25 protein-coding genes are annotated in these 24,554 nt (G+C 68.5%); 13 read left to right on the forward strand and 12 right to left on the reverse strand.

Going from position 1 to position 24,554, the window contains the following annotated elements:
- Positions 1-5: 5 nt before the first annotated feature.
- Both MKCMC460_RS15310 and MKCMC460_RS15315 read right to left on the reverse strand, forming a co-directional pair.
- Positions 6-2,399 carry a phosphoketolase gene (locus MKCMC460_RS15310; protein ID WP_238304523.1) on the reverse strand — a complete coding sequence of 798 codons (2,394 nt, stop codon included), beginning with the start codon at positions 2,397-2,399 and terminating at the stop codon, positions 6-8.
- Positions 2,400-2,434: 35 nt separating this feature from the next.
- On the reverse strand, positions 2,435-3,349 hold the full coding sequence (locus MKCMC460_RS15315; protein ID WP_370652823.1) for an SDR family oxidoreductase: 915 nt from the start codon (positions 3,347-3,349) through the stop codon (positions 2,435-2,437).
- On the opposite strand from MKCMC460_RS15315, the gene MKCMC460_RS15320 reads away from it, so the two are divergent.
- The 3 genes from MKCMC460_RS15320 to MKCMC460_RS15330 all read left to right on the forward strand — a co-directional run bounded on the left by MKCMC460_RS15320 (position 3,327) and on the right by MKCMC460_RS15330 (position 7,574).
- Positions 3,327-3,821, forward strand: a complete 495-nt coding sequence (locus MKCMC460_RS15320; RefSeq protein WP_238304527.1) for a GNAT family N-acetyltransferase — start codon at positions 3,327-3,329, stop codon at positions 3,819-3,821. The two genes, MKCMC460_RS15315 and MKCMC460_RS15320, sit on opposite strands and share 23 nt — an antisense overlap.
- 31 nt (positions 3,822-3,852) lie before the next feature.
- Complete coding sequence (locus MKCMC460_RS15325; RefSeq protein ID WP_238304529.1) at positions 3,853-5,337, forward strand: acetyl-CoA acetyltransferase; 1,485 nt, start codon at positions 3,853-3,855, stop codon at positions 5,335-5,337.
- Between the two features lie 137 nt (positions 5,338-5,474).
- The gene (locus MKCMC460_RS15330) at positions 5,475-7,574 is read left to right on the forward strand and encodes an NAD-dependent epimerase/dehydratase family protein (RefSeq protein WP_238304530.1); all 2,100 of its coding nucleotides are present in this window, start codon (positions 5,475-5,477) and stop codon (positions 7,572-7,574) included.
- Between the two features lie 3 nt (positions 7,575-7,577).
- On the opposite strand, the gene MKCMC460_RS15335 is transcribed toward MKCMC460_RS15330, so the two are convergent.
- Genes MKCMC460_RS15335 through lon form a run of 5 tightly spaced genes read right to left on the reverse strand, consistent with a single transcriptional unit; the run spans position 7,578 to position 12,073 of the window.
- Positions 7,578-8,303, reverse strand: a complete 726-nt coding sequence (locus MKCMC460_RS15335) for a DUF72 domain-containing protein (protein WP_236983572.1) — start codon at positions 8,301-8,303, stop codon at positions 7,578-7,580.
- A gap of 4 nt (positions 8,304-8,307) precedes the next feature.
- On the reverse strand, positions 8,308-8,943 hold the full coding sequence (locus MKCMC460_RS15340) for an endonuclease (protein ID WP_238304531.1): 636 nt from the start codon (positions 8,941-8,943) through the stop codon (positions 8,308-8,310).
- Positions 8,944-8,982: 39 nt separating this feature from the next.
- Positions 8,983-9,315 (reverse strand): TfoX/Sxy family protein, encoded by a 333-nt coding sequence (locus MKCMC460_RS15345; protein ID WP_236983571.1) that lies wholly within the window; start codon positions 9,313-9,315, stop codon positions 8,983-8,985.
- A 9-nt stretch (positions 9,316-9,324) separates the two neighbouring features.
- Complete coding sequence (locus MKCMC460_RS15350; RefSeq protein ID WP_236983568.1) at positions 9,325-9,708, reverse strand: nitroreductase family deazaflavin-dependent oxidoreductase; 384 nt, start codon at positions 9,706-9,708, stop codon at positions 9,325-9,327.
- Positions 9,709-9,751: 43 nt separating this feature from the next.
- Entirely contained in the window at positions 9,752-12,073 is a 2,322-nt protein-coding gene (gene lon, locus MKCMC460_RS15355) for an endopeptidase La (protein ID WP_236983566.1), read from the reverse strand.
- A gap of 180 nt (positions 12,074-12,253) precedes the next feature.
- Here lon and MKCMC460_RS15360 point away from each other — a divergent pair, with 180 nt between their 5' ends.
- Positions 12,254-12,481 carry a hypothetical protein gene (locus tag MKCMC460_RS15360; RefSeq protein WP_236983564.1) on the forward strand — a complete coding sequence of 76 codons (228 nt, stop codon included), beginning with the start codon at positions 12,254-12,256 and terminating at the stop codon, positions 12,479-12,481.
- On the opposite strand, the gene MKCMC460_RS15365 is transcribed toward MKCMC460_RS15360, so the two are convergent.
- On the reverse strand, positions 12,478-13,710 hold the full coding sequence (locus MKCMC460_RS15365) for an alpha-hydroxy acid oxidase (protein ID WP_236983562.1): 1,233 nt from the start codon (positions 13,708-13,710) through the stop codon (positions 12,478-12,480). The genes MKCMC460_RS15360 and MKCMC460_RS15365 overlap by 4 nt on opposite strands.
- Positions 13,711-13,744: 34 nt before the next feature.
- Here MKCMC460_RS15365 and MKCMC460_RS15370 point away from each other — a divergent pair, with 34 nt between their 5' ends.
- Complete coding sequence (locus tag MKCMC460_RS15370; RefSeq protein ID WP_236983560.1) at positions 13,745-14,170, forward strand: DUF1810 domain-containing protein; 426 nt, start codon at positions 13,745-13,747, stop codon at positions 14,168-14,170.
- Here the strand turns inward: MKCMC460_RS15370 and MKCMC460_RS15375 are convergent.
- Genes MKCMC460_RS15375 through MKCMC460_RS15385 form a run of 3 tightly spaced genes read right to left on the reverse strand, consistent with a single transcriptional unit; the run spans position 14,163 to position 16,565 of the window.
- On the reverse strand, positions 14,163-15,428 hold the full coding sequence (locus MKCMC460_RS15375) for an alpha-amylase family glycosyl hydrolase (RefSeq protein WP_236983558.1): 1,266 nt from the start codon (positions 15,426-15,428) through the stop codon (positions 14,163-14,165). The genes MKCMC460_RS15370 and MKCMC460_RS15375 overlap by 8 nt on opposite strands.
- Positions 15,429-15,444: 16 nt before the next feature.
- A complete protein-coding gene (locus MKCMC460_RS15380; RefSeq protein WP_236983556.1) occupies positions 15,445-15,981 on the reverse strand; it encodes an alkyl hydroperoxide reductase in 537 nt (178 codons plus the stop codon).
- Positions 15,978-16,565, reverse strand: a complete 588-nt coding sequence (locus MKCMC460_RS15385) for a peroxiredoxin (RefSeq protein WP_236983554.1) — start codon at positions 16,563-16,565, stop codon at positions 15,978-15,980. The genes MKCMC460_RS15380 and MKCMC460_RS15385 overlap by 4 nt, the downstream gene beginning before the upstream one ends.
- A 102-nt stretch (positions 16,566-16,667) precedes the next feature.
- Between MKCMC460_RS15385 and MKCMC460_RS15390 the strand changes: the two genes are divergently transcribed.
- From MKCMC460_RS15390 to MKCMC460_RS15405, 4 genes are read left to right on the forward strand one after another with little or no spacing between them, the layout of a single operon-like run.
- Positions 16,668-17,624 (forward strand): hydrogen peroxide-inducible genes activator, encoded by a 957-nt coding sequence (locus MKCMC460_RS15390; RefSeq protein ID WP_236983551.1) that lies wholly within the window; start codon positions 16,668-16,670, stop codon positions 17,622-17,624.
- An 11-nt stretch (positions 17,625-17,635) separates the two neighbouring features.
- Positions 17,636-18,349, forward strand: a complete 714-nt coding sequence (locus MKCMC460_RS15395; RefSeq protein ID WP_236983549.1) for an EthD domain-containing protein — start codon at positions 17,636-17,638, stop codon at positions 18,347-18,349.
- Entirely contained in the window at positions 18,346-18,786 is a 441-nt protein-coding gene (locus tag MKCMC460_RS15400) for a TIGR03618 family F420-dependent PPOX class oxidoreductase (protein ID WP_236983546.1), read from the forward strand. The genes MKCMC460_RS15395 and MKCMC460_RS15400 overlap by 4 nt, the downstream gene beginning before the upstream one ends.
- A gap of 10 nt (positions 18,787-18,796) precedes the next feature.
- Positions 18,797-19,555 carry an enoyl-CoA hydratase/isomerase family protein gene (locus tag MKCMC460_RS15405; protein WP_236983544.1) on the forward strand — a complete coding sequence of 253 codons (759 nt, stop codon included), beginning with the start codon at positions 18,797-18,799 and terminating at the stop codon, positions 19,553-19,555.
- Here the strand turns inward: MKCMC460_RS15405 and MKCMC460_RS15410 are convergent.
- Entirely contained in the window at positions 19,552-19,740 is a 189-nt protein-coding gene (locus MKCMC460_RS15410; RefSeq protein ID WP_236983542.1) for a bacterioferritin-associated ferredoxin, read from the reverse strand. The two genes, MKCMC460_RS15405 and MKCMC460_RS15410, sit on opposite strands and share 4 nt — an antisense overlap.
- Positions 19,741-20,057: 317 nt before the next feature.
- Here MKCMC460_RS15410 and bfr point away from each other — a divergent pair, with 317 nt between their 5' ends.
- From bfr to MKCMC460_RS15430, 4 genes are read left to right on the forward strand one after another with little or no spacing between them, the layout of a single operon-like run.
- Positions 20,058-20,537, forward strand: coding sequence for a bacterioferritin (gene bfr, locus MKCMC460_RS15415; protein WP_236983540.1), 480 nt, complete (start codon positions 20,058-20,060; stop codon positions 20,535-20,537).
- A 45-nt stretch (positions 20,538-20,582) separates the two neighbouring features.
- Positions 20,583-22,649 carry an MDR family MFS transporter gene (locus tag MKCMC460_RS15420; RefSeq protein WP_236983538.1) on the forward strand — a complete coding sequence of 689 codons (2,067 nt, stop codon included), beginning with the start codon at positions 20,583-20,585 and terminating at the stop codon, positions 22,647-22,649.
- 31 nt (positions 22,650-22,680) lie between these two features.
- Positions 22,681-23,175: a carboxymuconolactone decarboxylase family protein gene (locus MKCMC460_RS15425; RefSeq protein WP_236983536.1), complete on the forward strand. Its 495-nt coding sequence runs from the start codon at positions 22,681-22,683 to the stop codon at positions 23,173-23,175.
- A 19-nt stretch (positions 23,176-23,194) separates the two neighbouring features.
- Entirely contained in the window at positions 23,195-24,547 is a 1,353-nt protein-coding gene (locus MKCMC460_RS15430; protein ID WP_236983534.1) for a glutamine synthetase family protein, read from the forward strand.
- The last annotated feature ends 7 nt before the right edge of the window (positions 24,548-24,554 follow it).

Here is a 24,554-nt window from a genome sequence, read left to right on the forward strand (position 1 = left end):
GGTGGTTATTCGGTCGGACCCCAGGTCCAGCCGCTGATTTGCGGGTCGTCCTCGCCGTGCTCGCGGGTGTAGCGGCGGGCCGACAACCGCGCGTCCACCATCCGCTGGCGCAACTCGGCCGCCTGACTCGCCAACCCATCGACCCGGTCGATTACATCGATCACCAGGTGGAACCGGTCCAGGTCGTTGAGCATCACCATGTCGAACGGTGTCGTCGTGGTGCCGCGCTCCTTGAAGCCGCGTACATGCAGCTCCCCGTGGTTGGTCCGACGGTAGGTGAGCCGGTGGATCAGCCAGGGGTAGCCGTGATAGGCGAAGATGATGGGCTTGTCGCGGGTGAACAGGGCGTCGAATTCCTTGTCCGACAAGCCATGTGGATGTTCTGCCTCCGGCTGCAGGCGCATCAGGTCCACGACGTTGACCACCCGCACCTGCAGCTGCGGCAGCTCGCGGCGCAGGATGTCGGCGGCCGCCAGCGTCTCCAAGGTCGGAATGTCGCCGGCGCAGGCCAACACCACGTCGGGCTCACCGACCGCCGTGCTGGCCCACTGCCAGATCCCCAGCCCCCGTGTGCAGTGCAGGATCGCCTCGTCCATCGACAGATAGGACAGCGCGGGCTGCTTGCCGGCCACGATCACGTTGATGTAGTCGCGGCTGCGCAGGCAGTGATCGGCCACCGAGAGCAGCGTGTTGCCGTCCGGCGGCAGGTACACCCGCACCACCTCGGAGCGCTTGTTGGCCACCAGATCGATGAATCCCGGGTCCTGGTGCGACGCGCCGTTGTGGTCCTGGCGCCACACGTGCGAACTCAGCAGGTAGTTCAGCGACGCGATCGGCCGCCGCCAGGGCAGCTCCCGGCTGGTCGACAACCACTTCGCGTGCTGGTTGAACATCGAGTCGACGATGTGCACGAACGCCTCGTAGCAGTTGAACAACCCGTGCCGGCCGGTCAACAGATAGCCTTCCAGCCAGCCCTGGCACAGGTGCTCGGACAGCACTTCCATCACCCGGCCGTCCGGCGCGAGATGCGTCCCCGCATCCTCGTCGGGGTCGGTCCGCGACAGCCACACCTTGTCGGTGGACTCGAATACCGCGCCCAGCCGGTTGGAGGCGGTCTCGTCGGGGCCCATCAGCCGGAACCGGTCCAGGTTGCGGGTGATCACGTCGCGCAGGAAGGTGCCCAGCACCCGGGTGGCCTCGTGCGTCTGTGTCGCGGGCCGCTCGACGGGCACCGCATAATCGCGGAAGTCCGGCAGGTCCAGGTCGTGCAGCAACAGCCCGCCGTTGGCGTGCGGGTTGGCGCTCATTCGTCGATCGCCCTGCGGGGCAATGGCTTTCAAATCGGCCCGCAACGCGCCGTCGCCGTCGAACAGCTCCTCGGGCCGGTAGCTGCGCAGCCACTGTTCCAGCTGCGCGCGGTGCTCGGGGTTCTCGTGTGTGCCGGCCAGCGGCACCTGGTGGGAGCGCCAGGTGCCCTCCACCTGCTGGCCGTCGACGACCTTGGGCCCGGTCCAGCCCTTGGGGGTGCGCAGCACGATCATCGGCCACACCGGGCGCTCGGTCGACTCGCCGGAGCGCGCGGCGGCCTGAATCGCGCCGATCGAGTCGAACGCGTCGTCCAGGGCGGCGGCCAGCTGCTGGTGCACGTCGGCGGGATCGTCGCCGGCGACCGTGATCGGGCGGTAGCCGTACCCGCGCATCAGCGCCTCGAGTTCGGCTTCCGGGATGCGGGCCAGCACCGTCGGATTGGCGATCTTGTAGCCGTTGAGATGCAGGATGGGCAGCACCGCGCCGTCCACGGCCGGGTTGAGGAATTTGTTGGAATGCCAGCCGGCGGCAAGCGGGCCGGTCTCGGCCTCCCCGTCACCGACGACGCAGGCGACCACCAGGTCGGGGTTGTCGAAGGCCGCGCCGAAGGCGTGTACCAGCGCGTAGCCGAGTTCGCCGCCCTCATGGATCGACCCCGGCGTCTGGGCCGCGACGTGGCTGGGGATGCCGCCGGGGAAGGAGAACTGCCGGAACAGCTTGCGCAGGCCTTCGGTGTCTTCCTCGACGCCGGTGTAGACCTCGCTGTAGGTGCCTTCGAGGTAGGCGTTGGCCACCAGTCCGGGGCCGCCGTGCCCGGGTCCGGTGATGTAGATGACGTTGGCGTCGCGGTTGCGGATGATCCGGTTGAGGTGGACGTAGAGCAGGTTGAGTCCGGGTGTGGTGCCCCAGTGGCCCAGCAGGCGGGGTTTGACGTGTTCGGCGGCCAGGGGTTCGGCCAGCATCGGATTGTCCAGCAGGTAGATCTGGCCGACCGAGAGGTAGTTCGCGGCTCGCCAGTAGGAGTCGATGAGGGCCAGTTCGTCGTCGGAGAGGATCGCGGGCGTGGCAGCAGTTGCGGTTTCTGGGCTCATTAGCCCGATTGTGCGCGACGCCGGTGAACTCCGCTTTACGTGTCCTGCTCCTCGCCGCGGGCGCGGGCCTCGTAGGCGCGGCGTTTTTCGACGTCGACGTCTTCGGTGAAGACGTGTTCGCCGCCCAAGAGCCGGTTGAGTCCCTCGGCGAGTCGGCGCGGCCAGAATTTCTGCGACACCACCATCGCGCCGGCCGCCTTGGTGACCCGCACCCGCGGCTTGGGATGGGCCACCAGTCCGACGATCGCGTCGGCGATCTCGGTCGGCTCGGCGTTGCGGAAACCCTTCATTCCCGGTGTGCCAGAGACTAATTCGGTGTTGACGAAGGTCGGCAGCACGGCCGAGAAGTGCACACCGTACGGGCGGTACTCCAGCCGGGCCGAGTCGGTGAATGCCAGCACGGCGTGCTTGCTGGCAACGTAGGTGGCCAACCCGACGATGTGCAGTTCCCCGGCCAGCGACGCCACGTTGATGACGTGGCCGCGGTTGCGGGGGACCATGCGCTGGGCCGCGAGCTTGCTGCCCAGGATCACGCCGTAGACGTTGATGTCCAGGATGCGGCGGGTGACGGCATCGGGCTCGTCGATGATCCGTCCGACCGGCATGATGCCCGCGTTGTTGATCAGCACGTCGATCGGGCCGAGTTGACGCTCGACCTGGTCCAGGAAATCCGAGAACGAGGCCGGGTCGGTGACGTCGAGCCTGCCGTACACCTCGAGGCCGAGGTCGGCGCCGGACTCCTTGACCGTGGTCTCGTCGATGTCGCCGATGGCGACCTTGGCGCCCAGTTTGTGCAGCGCGGTGGCCGTCGCCAGCCCGATGCCGCGGGCGCCGCCGGTGATGACGATGACCTTGCCGCCGACTTTGGCGGCAACCGATGCCGTGTCTGCCATGTCGGATACGTTATGCCGCCGGATACTGGCCCCGATGACCGAGGTGCGGCCGGCCACACCGCAGGACGCCGACGAGGTGGCGCGTGTGCATGTGGCAGTCGGCCTACCGCGGCCTGATCGACCAGGCGTTTCTCGACGGCCTCACCCCGAGGCGCGGGCCCGCCGCTACACCTTCGGACAGCCCGGCATCCGGATGCCGGTCACCCTGGTCGCCGTGCGCGACGCAACCATCAGCGGCTTTGTCACGTTTGGGCTGTGTCGGGACGAGGACTCCACGGGTGAGGTGATGGCGATCTACGTCGACCCGTCGCAGTTGGGCACCGGCGTCGGCCGGTTGCTGATCGAGGCCGCGCGCGAGCGCTTGCGCGGGCTCGGGGTCAGCGGCGCGGTCTTGTGGGTGCTGGAAGCGAACACCCTCGCCCGGCGGTTCTATGAGCGTGACGGCTGGGCGCCCGACGGTGCGCGCCGCACCGCGGTCTACGGTGACGGCCCGGTGGTGGAGGTGCGCTACCGCCGCACACCCGTCTAGTGGCCCGAGGCGGTAGCGATAGGTTCGACGGATGCCCGTGGACCCCAGAACGCCGGTGCTGATCGGCTACGGCCAGGTCAACCATCGCGACGACATCGACCCCGACCAGCCGTGCATCGAGCCCGTCGACCTGATGGTCTCGGCCACCCGGCAGGCGGCCGATGCCCGGGTGATCGAGGCCGTCGACTCCGTCCGGGTGGTGCAGATCCTGTCCGCGCACTACCGCAACGCAGGTCAGCTGCTCGGGGAGCGGCTGGGCCGCACCGACGTCACCGCCCTGTACAGCCCGGTGGGCGGCAACACCCCTCAGTCGCTGGTCAACCAGGCCTGCCTGGACATTCAGGCCGGCCGCGCGAACGTGGTGCTGATCTCGGGCGCCGAAACCTGGCGCACCCGGACCGGTCTGAAGAAGCTGGGCCGCCGGCTGGTGTGGACCGAGCAGGACGCCTCGGTGCCGATGCCCCGGATCGCCGGCGAGGACGTGCCGATGGCCGGCGACGCCGAGATCAAGATCAAGCTGGACCGGCCGGCGTACGTCTACCCGATCTTCGAGCAGGCGCTGCGCATCGCCGGCGGGGAATCCGTCGAGGACCACGCCCGGCGCGTCAGCGAACTGTGGGCGCGGTTCAACGCGGTGGCCGTCGACAACCCCAACGCCTGGATCCGCCGGGCGGTCAGCGCCGAGGAGATCCGCCGGCCGGGCCCGCAGAACCGGATGATCAGCTGGCCCTACACCAAGCTGATGAACTCCAACAATATGGTCGACCAGGGCGCGTCGCTGATCCTGACCTCGGTCGAACAGGCCCGGCGGCTGGGGGTGCCTGCTGAGCGCTGGGTCTACCCCTACTCTGGCACCGACGCGCACGACACCTCGGCGATCGCCGAGCGGGGCGAACTGCACCGTTCGCCGGCGATCCGGATCGGCGGAGCGCGGGCCCTGGAGCTGGCCGGTGTGGGCATCGACGACGTCGACTACGTCGATCTCTACTCCTGCTTCCCGTCCGCGGTCCAGGTCGCGGCCAACGAACTCGGCTTGCCCCTCGACGATCCGGAGCGCCCGCTGACGGTCACCGGCGGGCTGACGTTTGCCGGTGGCCCTTGGAACAACTACGTCACGCATTCCATCGCGACCATGGCCGAGTTGCTGGCCGCGAATCCGGGCCGGCGCGGCCTGATCACCGCCAACGGCGGCTATTTGACCAAGCACAGTTTCGGCGTGTACGGCACCGACCCGCCGGCCGGGTTCGCGTGGGAGGACGTGCAGGCGGCGGTGGACCGCGAACCCACCACGACCGGCCTGGTCGACTGGGAGGGTGTCGGGACCGTGGAGGCCTGGACCACCCCCTTCGACCGGGACGGCCGGCCCGAGAAGGCGTTCCTGGCGGTGCGTACGCCGGACGGAGCGCGTGCCCTGGCCGTGATCACCGATGCCGCGGCGGCCGCCGCGACCGTCGCGGAGGACATCGCCGGCGCCAAAGTCGCCGTCGCCGCCGACGGCTCCGCGACCCTGCGGTAACCACAACGTAACCGCAGCTCAAGGGTCACGTTAGAGACTCGAGTCTGCAAAACCAGGGCTGCCGTGCCTATTGTTTTCAGTAGACGTCGGGGTCAGTACACGTCGGGGCCGGTAGACGTCGGGGGAGGTGAGGCCACGTGCACGTGTTGCTTACCGACGCCGCAGGCACCATCGGGCGGATGGTCGCACGTCAGCTGATCGCCGCCGGGCACACGGTCAGCGGCATCGGGCCGCGCCCGCACGAGTGCCTGGATCCCGACGTCGAGTTCGTCAGTGCCGCGCTGCACAATCCGATCCTGGTGGATCTGGCCGCCAACGCCGACGTGGTGATTCACCTGGCCGCCGTCGACGTCACCGCGCCGGGCGGCGCCGGTTCGACGGGTGTCGCGCACGTGGCGAACGCGGCGGCCCGAGCGGGAGCCCGCCTGCTGTTCGTCTCCCAGGCCGCTGGGTCCGCCGAGCTGTACCGACCCGCCGAGACGCTGGTGTCCACGGGTTGGGCACCCAACCTGATCATCCGGATCGCGCCGCCGGTGGGTCGCCAGCTGGACTGGATGGCGTGCCGCACGGTGGCCACGCTGATGCGCAGCAAGGTCTCGGCGCTGCCGATGCGGGTGCTGCACCTCGACGACCTGGTCCGCTTTCTGGTGCTGGCGGCCGGCACCGACCGCACCGGCGTGGTGGACCTGGCCACCCCGGACACCATCAACGTAGTCACCGCCTGGCGGTTGATCCGGGCCGTCGTGCCGCGCCTGCGGCTGCACGGGGTGCGCAGTTGGGACCAGCTGATCCCCGAACTGGATATTGCTGTCGCACAAGAGGATTGGGGCTTCGAGTACGGTTGGGGCGCGCTGGACGCGGTGGTGGACACCGGGCGCGGGCTCAAGGGCCGCCGAATCGAACCCGCCGGCGCCGTCCCCGGCTCGGGTCAGTTCGCGCTGCCGGTGGAGGCGCCGCCGCGGGTGGGTACGGCCGACGGTGCGCCGTTGCGCAGCGCCGCCCCCGACGGTCTGGAGGGCGAGTTCGACGACCAGATCGACCCGCGGTTCCCGGTGTTCAGCGCATCCGGCCTGTCCGCCGCGCTGCCGGGGCCGCTGACTCCCATCACTCTCGACGTGCAACTCGGCGGTCTGCGCGCCGCCGGCCAGGCGATGGGCCGGGTGCTCGCGTTGGGCGACGTGGTCGCCGAGGAGTGGGCGAGCCGGGCGATCGCGGTGTTCGGACACCGACCCTATGTCGGTGTGTCGGCCAACATCGTCGCTGCCACCCAGCTGCCCGGTTGGGACGAGGACGCCATCACCCAGCACACCCTGCGCAATCAGCCGCAGGTCGGGGACCTGTTGCCGCTCGGCCCGCCCCAGCAGGCCTCCGGCCCGCGCGGCTCGGTGGCCAAGGTGGTGGTGACCGCGCGCTCACTGGCGCTGCTGCGCCACCTGCGGCCCGAAACCCAGGACTACCTCGCCGCCGCGACCGCCGAGCACCTGGACACCGCGGAACTGGAGGCCCTGAGCGTCGCGGCCCTGGGGGTGCGACTGCGACTGCTGCGGGACCGGATTCAGCAGGGCTGGGTTCTGACCGGGCTGTGGGTCATCGACACCGGTGTCACCGCGGCCACGCTGGGACACACCCGTGCGGGTTCGAGCGTCTACGGCGTCGGGGTGATCATGGAGAGCGGCCACATCGCGACCGCGTGTGCCGATCTGGCCGCTATCCTGCGGGCCGACCCGCCGCTGTGCGCGCTGGCCCGGCAGGGCAATGTCGGCAGTATCCGCGCGCTGTCGCCGCGCGCCGCGACCGCACTGGAGGCCGCCGTGTCCCAGCTGGGACATCGGGGCCCCGCGGAAGCCGAGCTGGCCAGCCCGACGTTCGCTGACGATCCGGGGCTGCTGCTGGCGGCTGCCGCCGACATCGCCGAGGCCGAGGCGGCACCGGAGCCGCCTGGTTCGTTGTCCCAGCGATTGGCCGACAGTGCCCGCAGCTCCCGCGAACTCGCGCACGACACCACCATCCGGTTCACCCAAGAACTTCGGCTGACGCTGCGGGAACTGGGATCTCGCCTTGTCGAGGCTGACCTGATCGACGCCGTCGACGACGCCTGTTACCTGCTGTGCGACGAACTGGTCACCGTTCCGGCCGACGCGCGGTTGCGGGTCAAGCGCCGCCGCGCCGAGCGGGAGCGCCTGCAGGCGCACCACCCACCCGAGGTGATCGACCACACCTGGAACCCCGCTGATTAGCGGTCAGCTCAGAATCTCGCGCAGCGACAACGCATTTCGCACCGCGTGACCGCCGATGTCGTTGTTGAAGTAGATCCACACGTCGCGGCCCTGCTCGTCCCATCCGGCGATCCGTTCGGCCCAGTCCCGCAGCTCGGCGTCGCTGTACGAACCGGTGTACATGGTGGCCGGTTCGGGCCCGTGCATCCGGATGTAGACCAGATCCGTGGTGGCCCGGGGCAGGCACAGCAGCCCCGCACCGCTCATCACCACGTAGGCGGCCCGGTGCTGTTCGAGCACCGCGAACACCGCCGGGTCGTTCCAGCTGGGGTGGCGCAGCTCGACGGCGACCCGGACCGCGGGCGGCACCCCGGCGAGGAATCCGGCCAGCCGTTCGTCGTCGCGCTGCTGCTCGGGATGTAGCTGGACCAGCAGCACACCGCGCCGATCGCCCAGGATCTGCCAGCAGCGTTCGAACCGCTCGATCCAGGTTTCGGGGGAGGACAGCCGGCGGTAATGGGTGAGACCGCGATGCGCCTTGACCGACATGGCGAATCCGCTGGGCAGTTGATCGCGCCAGCCGGCGAACGTCGAATCCTTGGGCCACCGATAGAAACTCGCGTTCAACTCGACGGTGTCGAACACTTCGGCGTAGTGGCGCAGCCGCCGGGCACTGGGCAGTCCCGGCGGATACAGCACACCGGTCCAGTGGTCATAGGACCACCCGGAGGTGCCGATCCGCACTGTCACGGGCTCAGTCCAGCACGCGCCGGCGCAGGTCGTCGTCCAGCGATGCCCGCACCAGCGCCGCAGCCAGTCGCGCGCAGCTGCGCGGCGCGAAGCCGGCGAGGTCGGCCGGGTCGGTGGGCAGCTGCAGCTCCTTGGCCGCGGCTGTGGCGCGCTCGTCGAAATAGGGCCGCACCCAGGTCCACACGTCCTGCACCTCACGCAGGAAGATGTCCGCCCCGGTGTCGCCGATTCCTTTACAGCCCTTGATGATTCGCTTCGCCGCCGCGGTATCGGAGTCGGCGCGGCGGGCCACCTCCCGCAGGTCGCCGGAGAACTCGTCCCGGACCCGGGTCGCCATGTCGGTGAGACGGGTGGCCGAGCTTTCGTCGTACCGTACGTAGTGGGCGCGTCCGAACGCCTCGATCATGGTGCGCCGATCGGCGGCGAGCACAGCTTTGGGGGTGCGCAGGCCGGCCTTGAACAACTCGCGCGCGGCCTGCGTGGCGATGCCGGCGTCGATGGGTTTGCTGGCCAGCATGCACAGCACCAGCAGTTGGAACAGTGGCATCGGCTTGTCGGCGATCCGGATGCCCGCCTCAGCGGCGTAGGTGGTGACGGCCAAGTCGAGCAGGCGCCGCGCTCGGCGCTCGGGCGTGTCCATACGGCGCGGCGTACCCGGCCGACCGCCCGGCAAACCCGATCACTTGGGCGGCAGGCTGCCCGAGCAGTCGGCGCCGCGCTCGACCCAGCCCTGCAGTTGCCGTTTGGTCCGCACGCCGTCAGCGGTGACCCGCAGCCAACCCCGGGTGTGCCTACCGGCCATCACCAGCGGGCTGACGTGGGCGCGTTCCAGGAGCCGCTCGGTGTCCTCCCGCGGCACCCGCACCATCAGCCCGCCCTGTCCGCTGGCACAGACGGCCAGGTGTCCGCCGATCAGAAACGCAAGACCGCCGAACATCTGCTTCTCGTCCACTCCGGGTCGTTGCGCCAGCAGTTCGCGGATCCGGTTGGCGAGGTCGGTGTCGTAGGCCATGACGGTCGGTCAGTCCAGATCCACCCGGATGGTCAGCAGGTCAGTGCCCATGGTGCGCACCCCGACTCCGTTGAGCCGGGGCAGTTTTCGCAGCCGTTGCCACGGATCGTCGTCGGGCAGCAGGTGCGCGGTGCCGGTTCGCCACTGGCCGCCGATGCGCACCCGGACGGCGGGATTGGCCTTGATGTTGTAGACGTAGTCCGAATGCTCCCCGTGTTCGGAGACCATCCAGAACTGGTTGTCCACCACCGCTCCGCCCACCGCGGTGCGCCGCGGCTGACCCGATTTGCGCCCGGTGGTTTCCAGCATGGTGACCGGTAGTTTGCGGCCCAGCGGGTTCACCACGAAACGCTGGACTCGATGCACGAACTGACGCTTCAGATCCTGAGCCATGTCGGTGATTCTGCCAGGATCGGACCACGCCGCGCCGCTTGACTCAGGCAGCTGCCGATGCGGTCTGCTGAGCTTGAAGGGCTTGCGCGACGATCTCGGCCACGTCGGTCATCGGCAGCACGGTCAGCGACTCGAGCACCTCGGCGGGCACGTCGTCGAGATCCGGCTCGTTGCGGGCCGGAATGAAAACCGTTGACAGACCAGCACGTTGGGCGGCCAGCAGCTTCTGCTTGACCCCACCGATCGGCAGCACACGCCCGTTCAGGGTGACCTCGCCGGTCATGCCGACGTCGGAGCGGACCTGCCGTCCGGTGGCCATCGACACCAGCGCGGTCACCATCGTCACTCCCGCGGACGGGCCGTCTTTGGGCACCGCGCCGGCGGGCACGTGGACGTGGATGCGCCGGTCCAGCGCCTTGGCATCGACCCCGAGTTCGTCGGCGTGCGAGCGGACGTAGGACAACGCGATCTGCGCCGATTCCTTCATCACCTCGCCCAGTTGGCCGGTCAGCTGCAACCCGGGCTCACCGTCGGTGGCGCCGGCCTCGATGTAGAGCACGTCGCCGCCCAGGCCGGTGACGGCCAAACCGGTGGCCACACCCGGCACCGCGGTGCGTTCGGCCGATTCCGGTGTGAAGCGCGGGCGGCCCAGGTAGCCGACCAGGTCGGGCTCGTCGACGGTGATCGGCGCCGGGTCCGCAGCCAGCTTCGTCGTCACCTTGCGCAACGCCTTGGCCAGCAGCCGTTCGAACTGCCGCACGCCGGGCTCGCGGGTGTAGTCGGCCGCGATCTTGCGCAGCGCGGCGTCGGTGACGGTCACCTCGTCCTCGGTCAGCGCCGCGCGCTCCCGCTGCCGGGGCAGCAGGTAATCCCGCGCGATGGCGACCTTGTCGTCCTCGGTGTAACCGTCGATCTGCACCAGCTCCATCCGGTCCAGCAACGCCGACGGGATGTTCTCGACCACGTTCGCGGTGGCCAGGAACACCACATCGGACAGGTCCAGATCCAGATCCAGATAGTGGTCGCGGAAGGTGTGGTTCTGCGCCGGGTCGAGCACCTCGAGCAGCGCCGCGCTGGGGTCGCCGCGGTAGTCCGAACCGACCTTGTCGATTTCGTCAAGTAGCACAACGGGATTCATCGTTCCCGCGTCACCGATGGCACGCACGATGCGGCCCGGCAGGGCGCCTACGTAGGTGCGACGGTGCCCGCGGATCTCGGCCTCGTCGCGCACGCCGCCCAGGGCGACGCGCACGAACTTGCGACCCAGCGCGCGGGCCACGCTCTCGCCCAGCGACGTCTTGCCGACGCCGGGCGGGCCGGCCAGCACCATCACCGCCCCAGAGCCGCGGCCGCCGACCACCTGCAGACCGCGCTGGGCGCGGCGGGTACGCACGGCCAGGTATTCCACGATGCGGTCCTTGACGTCGTCCAAGCCGTGGTGGTCGGCGTCCAACACTTCGCGTGCCGCGGCCAGGTCGGTGGAGTCCTCGGTCCGCACGTTCCACGGCAGGTCCAGGACGGTGTCCAGCCAGGTGCGGATCCAGCCACTCTCCGGGCTCTGGTCGCTGGCGCGTTCCAGCTTGCCGACTTCGCGCAGCGCGGCTTCGCGCACCTTCTCCGGCAGCTCGGCGGCCTCGACGCGGGCGCGGTAGTCGTCGGAACCGTCGGGCTCACCCTCACCCAGCTCCTTGCGGATGGCGGCCAGTTGCTGACGCAGCAGAAACTCCTTCTGCGTCTTCTCCATGCCGTCGCGGACGTCCTCGGCGATCTTGTCGTTGACCTCGACCTCGGCCAGGTGCGCGCCGGTCCAGTCGATCAGGACGCGCAGCCGCTGCGCGACATCCACCGTTTCCAGCAGCTGCCGCTTCTGCGCCTGGGACAGATAGGACGCGTAGCCCGACGTGTCGGCCAGCGCCGACGGATCGGTCAGGCTGTTGACGTAGTCGATGATCTGCCAGGCGTCGCGCCGCTGCAGCATCGCCAGCAGCAGTTTCTTGTACTCGGCAGCCAATGCCTTGATTTCGTCGGTCACCTCGGTGTCCGGCACTTCGGTCACCTCGACCCATAACGCGGCACCGGATCCGGTGACGCCGGCGCCGATGTGAGCCCGGCGCTCACCGCGCACCACGGCGGCCGTACCACCGCCGCCCGGTATCCGTCCTACCTGCAGGATCTTTGCCAGCACGCCGTGGCTGGGGTAGCGGTCGTCCAGCCGCGGGGCGATCAGCAGCTCGCGCGATTCGCTGCCTTGCGCGGCGTCGACGGCGGTGCGTGCGGTGTCGTCGAGGGTGATCGGCACCACCATCCCGGGCAGCACGATCGGGTCCGACACGAATAACACCGGCACTGATTTGGCTTCAGCCATCAATTCCTCCCAAAGTTAAGTCTGCTCGACTCAACCCAGGGTTCGGTCGGTTTGTTCCCGACGACCCCGGTCGCCACGACGCACATATGAAAATCATTAGGAAACGCTAGGTGAACGAAAGTTGAACGTAGACTGGTTGAGCCCAGCCATCGGAGCTCGACCAGCGAAGGGACGCCGCTCTTGATCCGCAAGATGATCGTCGCCGTCGCCGCTGCAATCGCCTCGTTCGCTCTGGGCGTGGCACCGGCGTCGGCCGACCCGGCGGAAACCCATCCCAACCCGTTCGGCAGTCTGGGCTGCGATTGCCCGAAAATCCCCACCGCAAAGCGGCCCGGCCTGACGACCGAATTCGATCGCGGGATCGATTCAGGTCTGGCCGGCCGAGTCAACAGCGGCCAGCGCAGCTAGACCGGGGCCAGTCGCCGCAACTGCGTCACGTGCTGGGGCGACAGCTCCTCGAGGCAGGTGACGCCCAGCAAGGCCATGGTGCGGTACACGCCGCTTTCCAGAATTTCGATGGCGCGGGTGACTCCCGCTTCGCCGCCCGCCATCAGCCCGTACAGGTAAGCACGCCCAACCAGCGTGCAGCGCGCTCCCAGCGCCACCGCCGCGACGATGTCGGCGCCGGCCATGATGCCGGTGTCCAGCAAAATCTCGGTGTCGCGGCCCAGTTCCCGCGCCACCGTCGGCAGCAGGTGGAACGGCACCGGTGCCCGATCAAGTTGGCGGCCACCATGATTGGACAACACGATCCCGTCCACACCCCGGTCGACCACGGCACGTGCATCCGCGAGTGTCTGAATGCCCTTGACGACCAGCTTGCCCGGCCACTGCTGCTTGATCCAGGCCAGGTCGTCGAAGGTGACGCTGGGGTCGAACATGGTGTCCAGGTATTCGCCGACGGTGCCCGGCCAGCGGTCCAGGGACGCGAAGGCCAGGGGTTCGGTGGTCAGCAGGTCGAACCACCAATGTGGATGGGGGATGGCGTCAAGCACGGTCCGCAGCGTCAGCGCCGGCGGGATGGCCATGCCGTTGCGCACGTCACGCAACCGCGCACCGGAGACCGGGACGTCGACGGTGACGAGCATGGTGTCGAACCCGGCAGCGGCGGCCCGCTGCACCAACTCCATCGAGCGCTCCCGGTCCTTCCACATGTACAGCTGGAACCATTTGCGGCCCTGCGGGACAGCGCTCACCACGTCCTCGATTGCGGCGGTGGCCAGGGTGGACATGGAGAACGGGATGCCGGCGGCGGCCGCGGCCCGCGCACCGGCGATCTCGCCACCGGTGTGCATCAGGCGGGTGAAGCCGGTCGGCGCGATGCCGAACGGCAACACCACCGGCTGGCCCAGCACGTTCCAGCCGGCGGTCACGTTGGTGACGTTGCGCAGGATCGTCGGATGAAACTCGATGTCGCGGAAGGCTTGCCGGGCGCGCTCGATGGACAGCTCGTCCTCGGCGGCGCCGTCGGTGTAGTCGAAGGCCGCCTTCGGGGTGCGCCTTTTGGCGATCCGCCGCAGATCCTCGATGGTCAGTGCGGCGGCCAGGCGGCGTTGGGTGCGGTTGAACTGTGGTCGCCGGAATTGCAGCAGCGGCGCCAGATCGCGGACCTTGGGAATCCGCCGCTTGACCGCCATCTTGTCATCTAACCAGGGTGTAGACGTGGAGGTTATGGCCTTCGATCTCCAACGCTTCGTGGACGCGCAAGCGCGGGTGTATGACGACGTGGTCGAGGAACTGCGCGCCGGACGCAAACGCAGCCACTGGATGTGGTTCGTGTTCCCCCAGTTGCGCGGGCTGGGCAGCAGCCCGACCGCCGTTCACTTCGGCATCGCCTCGCTGGATGAAGCCCGCGCCTATCTGGCACACCCGGTGTTGGGTCCCCGGCTGCGGGAGTGTGTGGCGCTGGTCAACGCGGTGCAAGGACGTTCGGTGGGGCAGATCTTCGGCTGGCCCGACGATCTCAAGTTGCGCTCGTCGATGACCCTGTTCGCGCACGCGGCCGGCAACGAAAACGAGGGCTTTCTGGCGTTGCTGGACAAGTACTTCGGCGGTGCGCAGGACCCGTTGACGCTGCAGCGGCTGAACCTCAGCTAGGTCGCAGGATCCGCCAGCCGTGGGCTTCGATCTCGACAACCGAGTCGATGACCTCCTCGGGGGGCGCCGTCGATCCGGCGATCAGCCGGGCGGGCGCCGGTAGCGGCAGTCGCAGCGGCTCGTCGTCGATGTTGAGCGCGACCAACAGCGAGTCGGCATCGTGCTGGACGCGATACACGTAGTGCCGGTTGTCCAGTTGGACCGCACTGGTGCTCGCCGAGTGCAGCCAGGCGTGCCGGCGCCGCAGTCCGATCAGATACTGGTGCAGCTCCCACACCTGCTTCCCGGCAGCATCCAATAGTATTGGGGGAGTGCCGAATTCGGGGCGCACGGCGTCGTCGCCGCCGAAGCGTTCCTCTTTGACGCCGCGGAAGCCGAACTCGTCGCCGGCGTAGATGCTGGGGACGCCGCCCACCGTCAGCAGGATCACCAGCGCGTGCGCCAGGTGTTCGGGACGCTGCAGCCGGCTCGCGATCCGGGTGACGTCGTGATTGCCGACGAACGTCAGCGGCGCGAACGTCTGCAGGAACGTGTTGTGCCGCTGCAGCGCGTGGTCGAGTTCGAAGAAGTTGCCGTCGTTGAGGCTGCTCCAGATCGCCTTCCACAATTCGTACTGGGTGGCGGAGTCGAACCGGGATGCCGTCACCACCGCCGCGTAGTCGCCGTGGATGAGTTCACCGACGAACCAGGCGTCAGCGAACCTGGCCCGGACCCGGGGCAGCACGTCGGCCCAGAAGCGTTGTGGCACTGCGTAGGCCGCATCCAGCCGCCATCCGTCGGCGCCCCGGTCCAGCCAGTGCGTCATCACGTCGACGACGTAGTCGGCGACCTCGGGGTTGCCGTGGTGCAGGCCGATCAACCCGGCGTGGCCCTCGAAGGTGTCGCCGCTGAACCAGTCCCGCGCCGCCGGATCCCGGTAGCGGGGGAAGTCGACGCCGACGTGGTTGAACACCCCGTCGAGCAGCACCCGCAGACCCCGGCGGTGCGCTTGGTCGACGAGATGGTCGAAGTCGGCGTCATCCCCGAGTCGCGGGTCGATGCGGTAGTGGTCGGTGGTGTCGTAACCGTGCGTGCGCGAGGCGAATACCGGACCCAGCGCGAGCCCGGAGGCGCCGAGTTCGACGGCATGGTCCAGCCAGCCGGTCAGCCGCCGCAGCCGGTGTTCCTCCGGGCCCGGCGGCCGCTCGGCGGGAAACGCGCCGACGAAGCCCAGCGGATAGACCTGCCACCAGATCGCGTGCTCGGTCCAGGACGGCATGCCTACGACACTACGGTCAGCCCACCGCCGCCAGGGTCTCCGCGGTCACGATCGCCTGCGCCACTCCGGCGACGATCGCCGCCACCTTGAGCGCCTCCAGCACCTCTTCGCGGCTCACTCCCACCTCGCGCAGGGTGTGCTCGTGGGCGACCACACAGTGCGAGCAGCCGTTGATCGAGGACACCGCGAACGACCACAGCTCGAAATTGGCCTTGGCCACGCCGGGGTTGCCGATGATGTTCATCCGCAGTCCCGGCCGCAGGTCGTCGTACTGCCCGTCGAGGAACCCGCGTCCGCGGTAGAAGACGTTGTTCATGCCCATGATCGAGGCGGCGCCCAGGGCGGCCTGGTAGGCCTCGGCCGACAGGATGTCGGCCGCCTCCGCGGCGATTTCGGCCAGTACCCGGGCATTTCGCGTCGCCGCGGCGCTGGCCAGCAGGGTGCCCCAGAGCCGCTCGTCGTCGAGAATCGTGCTGCGCGCGATCGAGCCGAGGTTCAGTTTGAGGTCCTTGGCGTATTCCGGTAGCGCCGCCTTGAGGTTTTCGATGCTCATGCCGAGGCCTTGAGCAGTTCACCGGCGTCCAGCGTCGGGTCACCTTTGCGCCAGTTGCAGGCGCACAGTTCGTCGGACTGCAGCGCGTCGAGTACGCGCAGCACCTCGTCGACGTTGCGTCCGACCGAGCCGGCGGTCACCGAGACGAACTGGATCTCGTTGTTGGGGTCGACGATGAAGGTCACCCGGTCCGCCACACCGTCGGCGTTGAGGGCACCGGTGGCGGTGACGAGCTCGCGCTTGATGTCGGAGAGCATCGGGAACGGCAGCTTCTTGAGGTCTTCGTGCTGCGCCCGCCACTGGAAGTGCACGAACTCGCTGTCGACCGACACCCCGAGCACTTGGGCGTCGCGGTCGGCGAACTCGTCGTTCAGCTTGCCGAAGGCCGCGATCTCGGTGGGGCATACGAAGGTGAAGTCCTTGGGCCAGAAGAAGATCACGCGCCATTTGCCCGGGTGGTCGTCGCTGGTGACGGTGGTGAAATAGTCACCGGGTTGCTTCGCGTCGACCTTGGACAGGTCGCCGCCGATCAGCGCGGTGAGCTGGTAGGCCGGAAATTGGTCGCCGATGGTCAGCAGGGACATGACGCTCCTTTTTGGATTGAATCAAGATTATGTGGTGCTGTACTCATGTTGCCCAAGGCGCGACCTGAAGTAAAGGTGATATATAGCACTATATTGATAGGTATGCCCGATAAGAGTTTTCAGCCTACGCTGGCCGGCCTGCGAGCCTTTGTCGCCGTCGCCGAGCGCCAGCATTTCGGCAGTGCGGCAACGCTTCTCAGGGTCAGCCAGTCGACCCTGTCGCAGGCCCTGGCCGGGTTGGAGACCGGGCTGGGAATCCGGCTGGTGGAGCGATCGACCCGGCGCGTAACCGTGACGGCCGAGGGCGCCGAACTGCTGCCGTTCGCGCGGGCGGTGGTCGACGCTGCCGAGGCGTTCGCCGGGGCGGCCACCGGCACCTCCGATCCACTGCGCGGCCGGCTGCGGTTGGGGTTGATCCCCACGGTCGCTCCGTACGTACTGCCCACGATCCTGGCTGGCCTGGCCGGCGAGCTGCCGGAGTTGACCCTGCAGGTGGTCGAGGACCAGACCGAGCGGTTGCTACGTATGCTGGGCGACTCGGCGTTGGACGCGGCGCTGATCGCGCTGCCCGCGCAAACCGCCGGCATCGCCGAGATCCCAATCTACGACGAAGATTTCGTGCTGGTGCTGCCGCCCGGACACCGGCTGTCGGGCAAGCGCAGGGTGCCTGCGGCCGCGCTGCCGGAGCTGCCTTTGTTGCTGCTGGACGAGGGGCACTGTCTGCGCGATCAGACCCTGGACGTCTGCCGCCAGGCCGGGGGCCGGGCGCAGCCGGCCGACACCCGGGCCGCGTCGCTGGCCACCGCGGTGCAATGCGTGGCCGGGGGATTGGGCGTGACGCTGATTCCACATAGCGCGGTGGCGGTGGAGACGGCGCGCACCCGGCTGGGCCTGGCCCACTTCGCCGCGCCGCGCCCGGGCCGGCGGATCGGTCTGGTCTATCGCGCCACCAGCGGTCACGAGGAGCCCTACCGCCGGCTAGCCGGGATCATCGGCACACTGATCGCCGGCGAGCACCGGGTGCGCCTGGTCGACGAGCGGGCCCGCGGCCGCTTGTAGGTTCATGCGCTATGGAGAAGGTGATTGCGGTATTGCGGCGCGCCGAACCCGACGACCAGTGGTGCGCCCGGCAACGGGGACCGGTCGCCGACCAGTTGACGGCGCTGGGCTTGCCCGGCCTGACCGTCAACGTGCGCGACGGCGCGGTACGCGACTCGCTGATGACGCTGACGACGCTGGATCCGCCGGTGGCCGCGGTGGTGAGCCTGTGGACGCAGCAGTGCTACGGCCAACAGGTCACCGAGGCGCTCAGGCTGCTCGCCACCGAGTGCGAACAGCTGGCCGCCTATCTGGTCACCGAATCGGTGCCGCTGCCCGGCCCGGTGTCCGAACCAGGCTCGCGCACAACAGGTTTGGCAAATATCGCGCTGCTACGCCGGCCCGCCGACCTGGACCGGGCGAGTTGGCTGGATCGCTGGCAGCTCGACCACACCCCGGTGGCCATCGAGACGCAGTCGACGTTCGGCTACACCCAGAACTGGGTGGTGCGCGCCCTCACACCCGAAGCGCCGCACATCGACGCCATCGTCGAGGAGTTGTTCCCGGTGGAGGCGGTCACCGACCTCAAGGCATTCTTCGGTGCCGCCGACGACGCCGACCTGCAGCACCGGGTGGGCCGAATGGTGGCCAGCACCAGCGCATTCGGCGCCAACCAGAACATCGACACCGTGCCCACCAGCCGTTACGTGATCAAGACGCCGTTCAGCGCAGCGGAGTCCCGGTGACCACACTCGACGAGGCGGTGGCGCTGGCCGCCGCCGAACACGGCCTGGCAGTGGTCTCCACCGTCCGCGCCGACGGCACCGTTCAGGCGTCCCTGGTCAACGTCGGGCTGCTGCGACACCCGGTCAGTGCAGCGCACGTACTGGGCTTCACCACCTACGGCAAGGTGAAGCTGGCCAATCTGCGAGTACGCCCGCAACTGGCCGTCACGTTCCGCAACGGCTGGCAGTGGGCGACGGTCGAGGGTCGCGCCGAACTGGCCGGCCCCGACGACTCACGGCCGTGGCTGACCGACGATCAGCTGCGATTGCTGCTGCGCGATGTGTTCTCCGCCGCGGGCGGTACCCACGACAACTGGGACGAATACGACGCAACCATGGCCAAGGAACGCCGCGCGGTGGTGCTGATCGAACCGACCCGCGTCTACAGCAACGGCTAGTCTCGTGCGCGTGACGCTGCTCATCGACGACGAAAACCGCGTACGCACCCTGACCCTGAACCGGCCCGAGGCGTTGAACGCCTTCAACGAAGCCCTCTACGACGCCACCGCACAGGCCCTCTTGGATGCCGCCGCCGATCCGGAGGTCGCGGTCGTGCTGCTGACCGGTGCGGGACGGGGTTTCAGCGCCGGCACCGACCTGGCCGAGATGCAGGCCCGGTTCACCGACCCGGACTTCCAGGAAGGCAAGTTCGGCTTCCGTGGGCTCATCGAGGCGCTCACCGCATTTCCCAAGCCGTTCATCTGCGCCGTCAACGGGGTCGGGCTGGGCATCGGCACCACCATCCTGGGCTATGCCGACCTGGCCTTCATGTCGTCGACCGCGCGGCTGAAATGCCCGTTCACCAGCCTGGGAGTGGCCCCTGAAGCCGCGTCGTCGTATCTGCTGCCGCAGTTGCTGGGCCGGCAGAACGCCGCCTGGCTGCTGATGTCCTCGGAGTGGGTCGACGCGCCCGAGGCGTTGCGGATGGGGCTGGTCTGGCGGGTGTGCGAGCCGGAGGACCTGCTGGCCGACGCCCGGCGGCACGCCGAGATCCTGGCCGGCCGCCCCATCCCGAGCCTGATGGCCGTCAAGCACACCATGATGGAGCCGCTACGCGCGCAGATCGCGGCGGCGACGGCCCGGGAGAACGCGCACTTCGCCGAGTTGATGGGCGCACAGGCCAATGCCGCAGCGCTGGCGGACTTCAGCGAACGAAAGCGGAGTTAACCTACCGCGGCGGCCGAGTCGAGCTGGTTGGCGGCGGCGATGATCGCGCGCAGCGTCCGCCGGCACCGGCCACAGTCGGCCCCCGCCCCGCAAGCGGCAGCAATCTCTTTCGAGGTCGACGCGCCCCGCGCGACAGCCTCGCACACAGTCTGATTGGTGGCTCCCACACATAGGCACACGTACATCAGCAAACACCCGCCGGACGGGCGCGCCGGTCGTCCCACGAGGTCGGGGAGGCCGGCGGCAACGCCATAACCATGTGCCACATAATTAGCAGAGTCTAACCTAAGTCGATTAGTGGAGTCTAACCTAACTCGCTGATACGCTATCCGCGATCCCGCGCCCGCCGGACACGCCGACGGCGCGATGAAGGCTGTCCTGACTCGCCGGAACTGCACTAGATTCGTAGGCGGCACGCAAAAGTGCTGCTACATCCCGCAGACGCGCTCCAGCCCAGCCCATCTGCGGTCTGACCTGACAGCCCTTCACCGTAGGAGTGATCATGCAAGGTGATCCGGACGTACTACGGCTGCTCAACGAGCAGTTGACCAGCGAGCTGACCGCGATCAACCAGTACTTCCTGCATTCGAAGATGCAGGACAACTGGGGCTTCACCGAACTCGCCGAGCACACTCGCGCGGAGTCGTTCGACGAGATGCGGCACGCCGAAGCGATCACCGACCGCATCCTGCTGCTGGACGGCCTGCCGAACTACCAGCGCATCTTCTCGCTGCGTATCGGTCAGACGCTGCGCGAACAGTTCGAGGCCGACCTGGCCATCGAGTACGAGGTGCTGGCCCGGCTCAAGCCCGGCATCATCATGTGCCGCGAGAAGCAGGACAGCACCAGCGCCACGTTGCTGGAGAAGATCGTCGCGGACGAGGAATCGCACATCGATTACCTGGAGACGCAACTCGAGCTGATGGAGAAGCTCGGCGAGGAGCTGTACTCCGCGCAGTGCGTCTCCCGCCCGCCGAGCTGACGCGCCCGTCGTAGCCTTCCGAGCCGCTAGCATCGGAAGGCGATCATGACGACAACCGCAGGCGGCACTGCGATCTCCGCACCGATCGCCCCAGAGATAACCCCGCAGCGGCGCAACTTCATCTTCCTCGCCGTCATGCTGGGAATGCTGCTGGCCGCCTTGGACCAGACCATCGTCGCGACCGCGTTGCCGACCATCGTCGCCGACCTCGGCGACGCGGGCCGGCAATCGTGGGTGGTCACCAGCTACCTACTGGCCTCCACGATCGTCACCGCGCTGGTCGGCAAGCTCGGTGACCTGTTCGGCCGCAAGCGGGTGTTCGTCGTGGCCGTGCTGTTCTTCGTAGCGGGATCGGTGCTGTGCGGTCTGGCCACGTCGATGACCATGCTGGTGGGCTCGCGAGCCCTGCAGGGCATCGGAGGCGGCGCCATCACCGTCACCGCCAGCGCGCTGATCGGCGAGGTGGTCCCGCTGCGGGATCGCGGCCGCTACCAAGGGATCCTGGGCGCGGTCTTCGGGGTCACGACGGTGGTGGGTCCATTGCTGGGGGGCTACTTCACCGACTACATGACCTGGCGGTGGGCGTTCTGGATCAACCTGCCGGTCTCGATCGTGGTGATCTGCGTTGCGAGCGCGGCGATCCCGGCCCTGACCAGCACGGCCAAGCCGGTCGTCGACTACGCGGGAATCGCCTTCATCGGCCTGGGCGCGGCGGGCCTGACCCTGGCGACCAGCTGGGGCGGCACCGTCTACCCGTGGCAGTCGGCGACCATCATCGGGTTGTTCGCCGCGTCGACGCTGGCACTTGCGGTGTTCGTGTGGGTGGAAATTCGTGCCGCGCAACCGATTCTGCCGATCCGGCTGTTCGCCAACCCGGTGTTCACCGTCTGCTGCGTGCTGTCGTTCGTGGTCGGTTTCGCGATGCTGGGTGCGATGACGTTCCTGCCGACGTTCATGCAGTACGTCAACGGTGTCTCGGCGACCACCTCGGGCCTGCGCACCCTGCCGATGGTGGTGGGCATGCTGGTCACCTCCACCGGCAGCGGCACCTTGGTGGGCCGCACCGGCCGCTACAAGATCTTCCCGGTCGCCGGTACCGCGCTGATGACGATCGCGTTCGTGCTGATGTCGCGGATGGACGGTTCGACCCCTGCCGCGCTGCAGTCGGTCTACCTGCTGACGCTGGGCGCCGGGATCGGGCTGTCCATGCAGGTGCTGGTGCTGATCGTGCAGAACACCTCGAATTTCGGGGATCTCGGCGTGGCTACCTCCGGGGTGAGCTTCTTTCGGACCATCGGCAGCTCGTTCGGGGCCGCCGTGTTCGGATCGTTGTTCGTCAACTTCCTCAACCGCAGGCTCGGTCCGGCACTGGCGACCAGCGGCGTCTCGGCCGAGGCGGCCAGCTCACCGGGCGCCCTGCACCGCCAGCCTGCCGCCGTGATCGCCCCGATCGTGCACGCCTACGCCGAGTCGCTGTCCCAGGTCTTCCTGTGCGCGGCACCGGTGGCCGCGGTCGGGTTCGTGCTGGCGCTCTTTCTGCGCGAAGTCCCACTGCGCGACATCCATCCCAGCACCGTCGACCTCGGCGACGGCTTCGCGATGCCCACCACCGAAACCCCCGAGCAGATGCTGGAGAATGCGATCGCCCGGGTGCTGCGCGCGGAACCCGGCATGCGGTTGCGCAGCATCGCGATGCGGCCGGACTGCCGACTCGACGTGGCCGGACTGTGGGCGGTGTTGCGGGTCAACCGCTATCAGCAGTTCTTCGGGGTGGCCCGGCTCACCGACATGGGCGAACATCTGAACATCCCTTTCGAGTTGCTCGAACCGACCTTCGCGCGGCTGGCCGCCGCCGGCTACCTGATCCGCGACGGCGACCGCGTCCGGCTCACTCCCGCCGGGGTCGCGCAGGTCGACTACGTGTATTCGCTGCTGGTCGCCTGGCTCACCGACAAGCTGTCCCGCTCGGCCGGATTCGCCGCTCGGCCGGACCGGGAGGCCGTCCAGGCCGCGCTCGGTCGTGTCGCGTATCGGGTTATCGCTCAACGTGATTGGAATGACGAGACACCCACGGTGGCGATGTCGGGTGCCGGCGCCCATACCGGTAGCTAACGACGGGCAGGCGCGGGCGTACCATCTCGCCATGAGCCGAATCGGAAGTTTCGCCGACGACGACGTGGCCGGCTGGGTACTCAAATCCCCCGAACTCGGCAGCGCGATGGCGAATTTCAGCCGCGCGGTCTACACCAGCAACCGGCTGCCGTTGCGCACCCGCGAAATCGCACGCGCGGTGATCGCCAACGACAACGAGTGCATCGTGTGCGTCAACACCCGCGATGCCGACGGTCCGGCCGCCGGCGTGGATGAAGACCTCTACGAGCATGCCGCCGAATGGCGCACCTGGCCCGGCTACAGCGAGCAGGAGCGGCTGGCAGCCGAATTCGCGCACCGGTTCGCCACCGACCACACCGCGCTGCGCGACGACGAAGACTTCTGGGATCGGGCCGGCGAGCACTTCTCCGAGGAACTGCTCGCCGACCTGGCCATCTCCTGCGCACTGTGGGTGGGCATGGGACGGGTGCTGCGGACCCTGGACATCGGTCAGGCGTGCAAGCTGACGCTGCCCAGCCGGGCCTGAGCACGATCGGGCGGCCGGCGTGACTGCTACCCCGCTCGCCGCCGCGGCCATCGCCCAACTCGAGGGCGAGGGCGTCGACACCGTGATCGGCACCGTGGTGAACCCGGCCGGCCTCACGCAGGCCAAAGCCGTTCCGATTCGGCGCACCAACACTTTCGCCGATCCCGGACTGGGTGCCAGCCCGTCGTGGCACGCCTTCGCCATCGATCAGACCGGTATCGCGTTCACCGACGACGTCGGGGTGGTGGGAGATCAGCGGGTGCGCATCGACCTGTCCGGGCTGCGCCTGATCGGCGACGGCCTGGCCTGGGCGCCCGCCGGTTTCTTCGAGCAGGACGGCACCCCCGTCCCGGCGTGCGGCCGCGGCACCCTGCTGCGCATCGAAGCCGCGCTCGCTGAGGCGGGCCTGGAAGCCGCCGTGGGTCACGAAATCGAGTTCCTGCTGGTCGATTCCGACGGCGGCCGGCTGCCGGCCACACTATGGGCCCAGTACGGTCTGGCCGGTGTTCTCGAGCACGAAGCATTCGTCCGCGACGTCACCGCGGGGGCCACCCTGGCCGGTGTGGCGATCGAGCAGTTCCATCCTGAATACGGAGCCAATCAGTTCGAGATATCGTTGGCACCCCAACCGCCGGTGGCCGCCGCGGATCAGTTGGTGCTGTTGCGCATCGTCATCGGACGCGCCGCGCGCCGGCACGGGTTGCGGGTCAGCCTGTCACCCGCACCGTTCGCCGGTGGCGTGGGATCCGGCGCACACCAACATTTTTCGTTGACCAACCAGCAGGGACCGGTGTTCTCCGGTGGCACCGGTCCCGGCGGCATGACGGCCACCGGCCAGGCGGCGGTGGCCGGCGTGCTGCGCGGCCTGCCGGAGGCACAGGGCATCCTGTGCGGGTCCATCGTGTCCGGCCTGCGGATGCGGCCCGGCAACTGGGCCGGCGCCTACGCATGCTGGGGCGTCGAGAACCGGGAAGCCGCGGTGCGTTTCGTCGTCGCCGGCTCCGGCAATCCGCAGGGCGGCAATGTCGAGGTGAAGATCGTCGATCCCTCGGCAAATCCGTATCTGGCCTCCGCGGCGATTCTGGGGCTGGCACTCGACGGCATCGAGACCGACGCGGTGTTGCCGCCGCAGACCACCATCGACCCGGCGAAACTGTCCGAATCGGACCGGGCCGGTGCCGGCACCCAGCTGCTGCCCGAAGCTCAGCTGGAAGCGCTTGCCGCCCTGGATAGTTCGGTCTTGTTACGACGGATACTGGGAGATCAGGTGGTGGATATGGTGCTCGCGGTCCGCCGCATGGAACATGACCGGTACGGGAGCCTGCCCGCCGAACAGCTGGCGGACAAGTTCCGGATGGCGTGGAGCCTGTGAGCGCCAC

Source organism: Mycobacterium sp. 20KCMC460 (assembly GCF_022179425.1).
GTDB classification, from domain to species: Bacteria; Actinomycetota; Actinomycetes; order Mycobacteriales; family Mycobacteriaceae; genus Mycobacterium; species Mycobacterium kiyosense.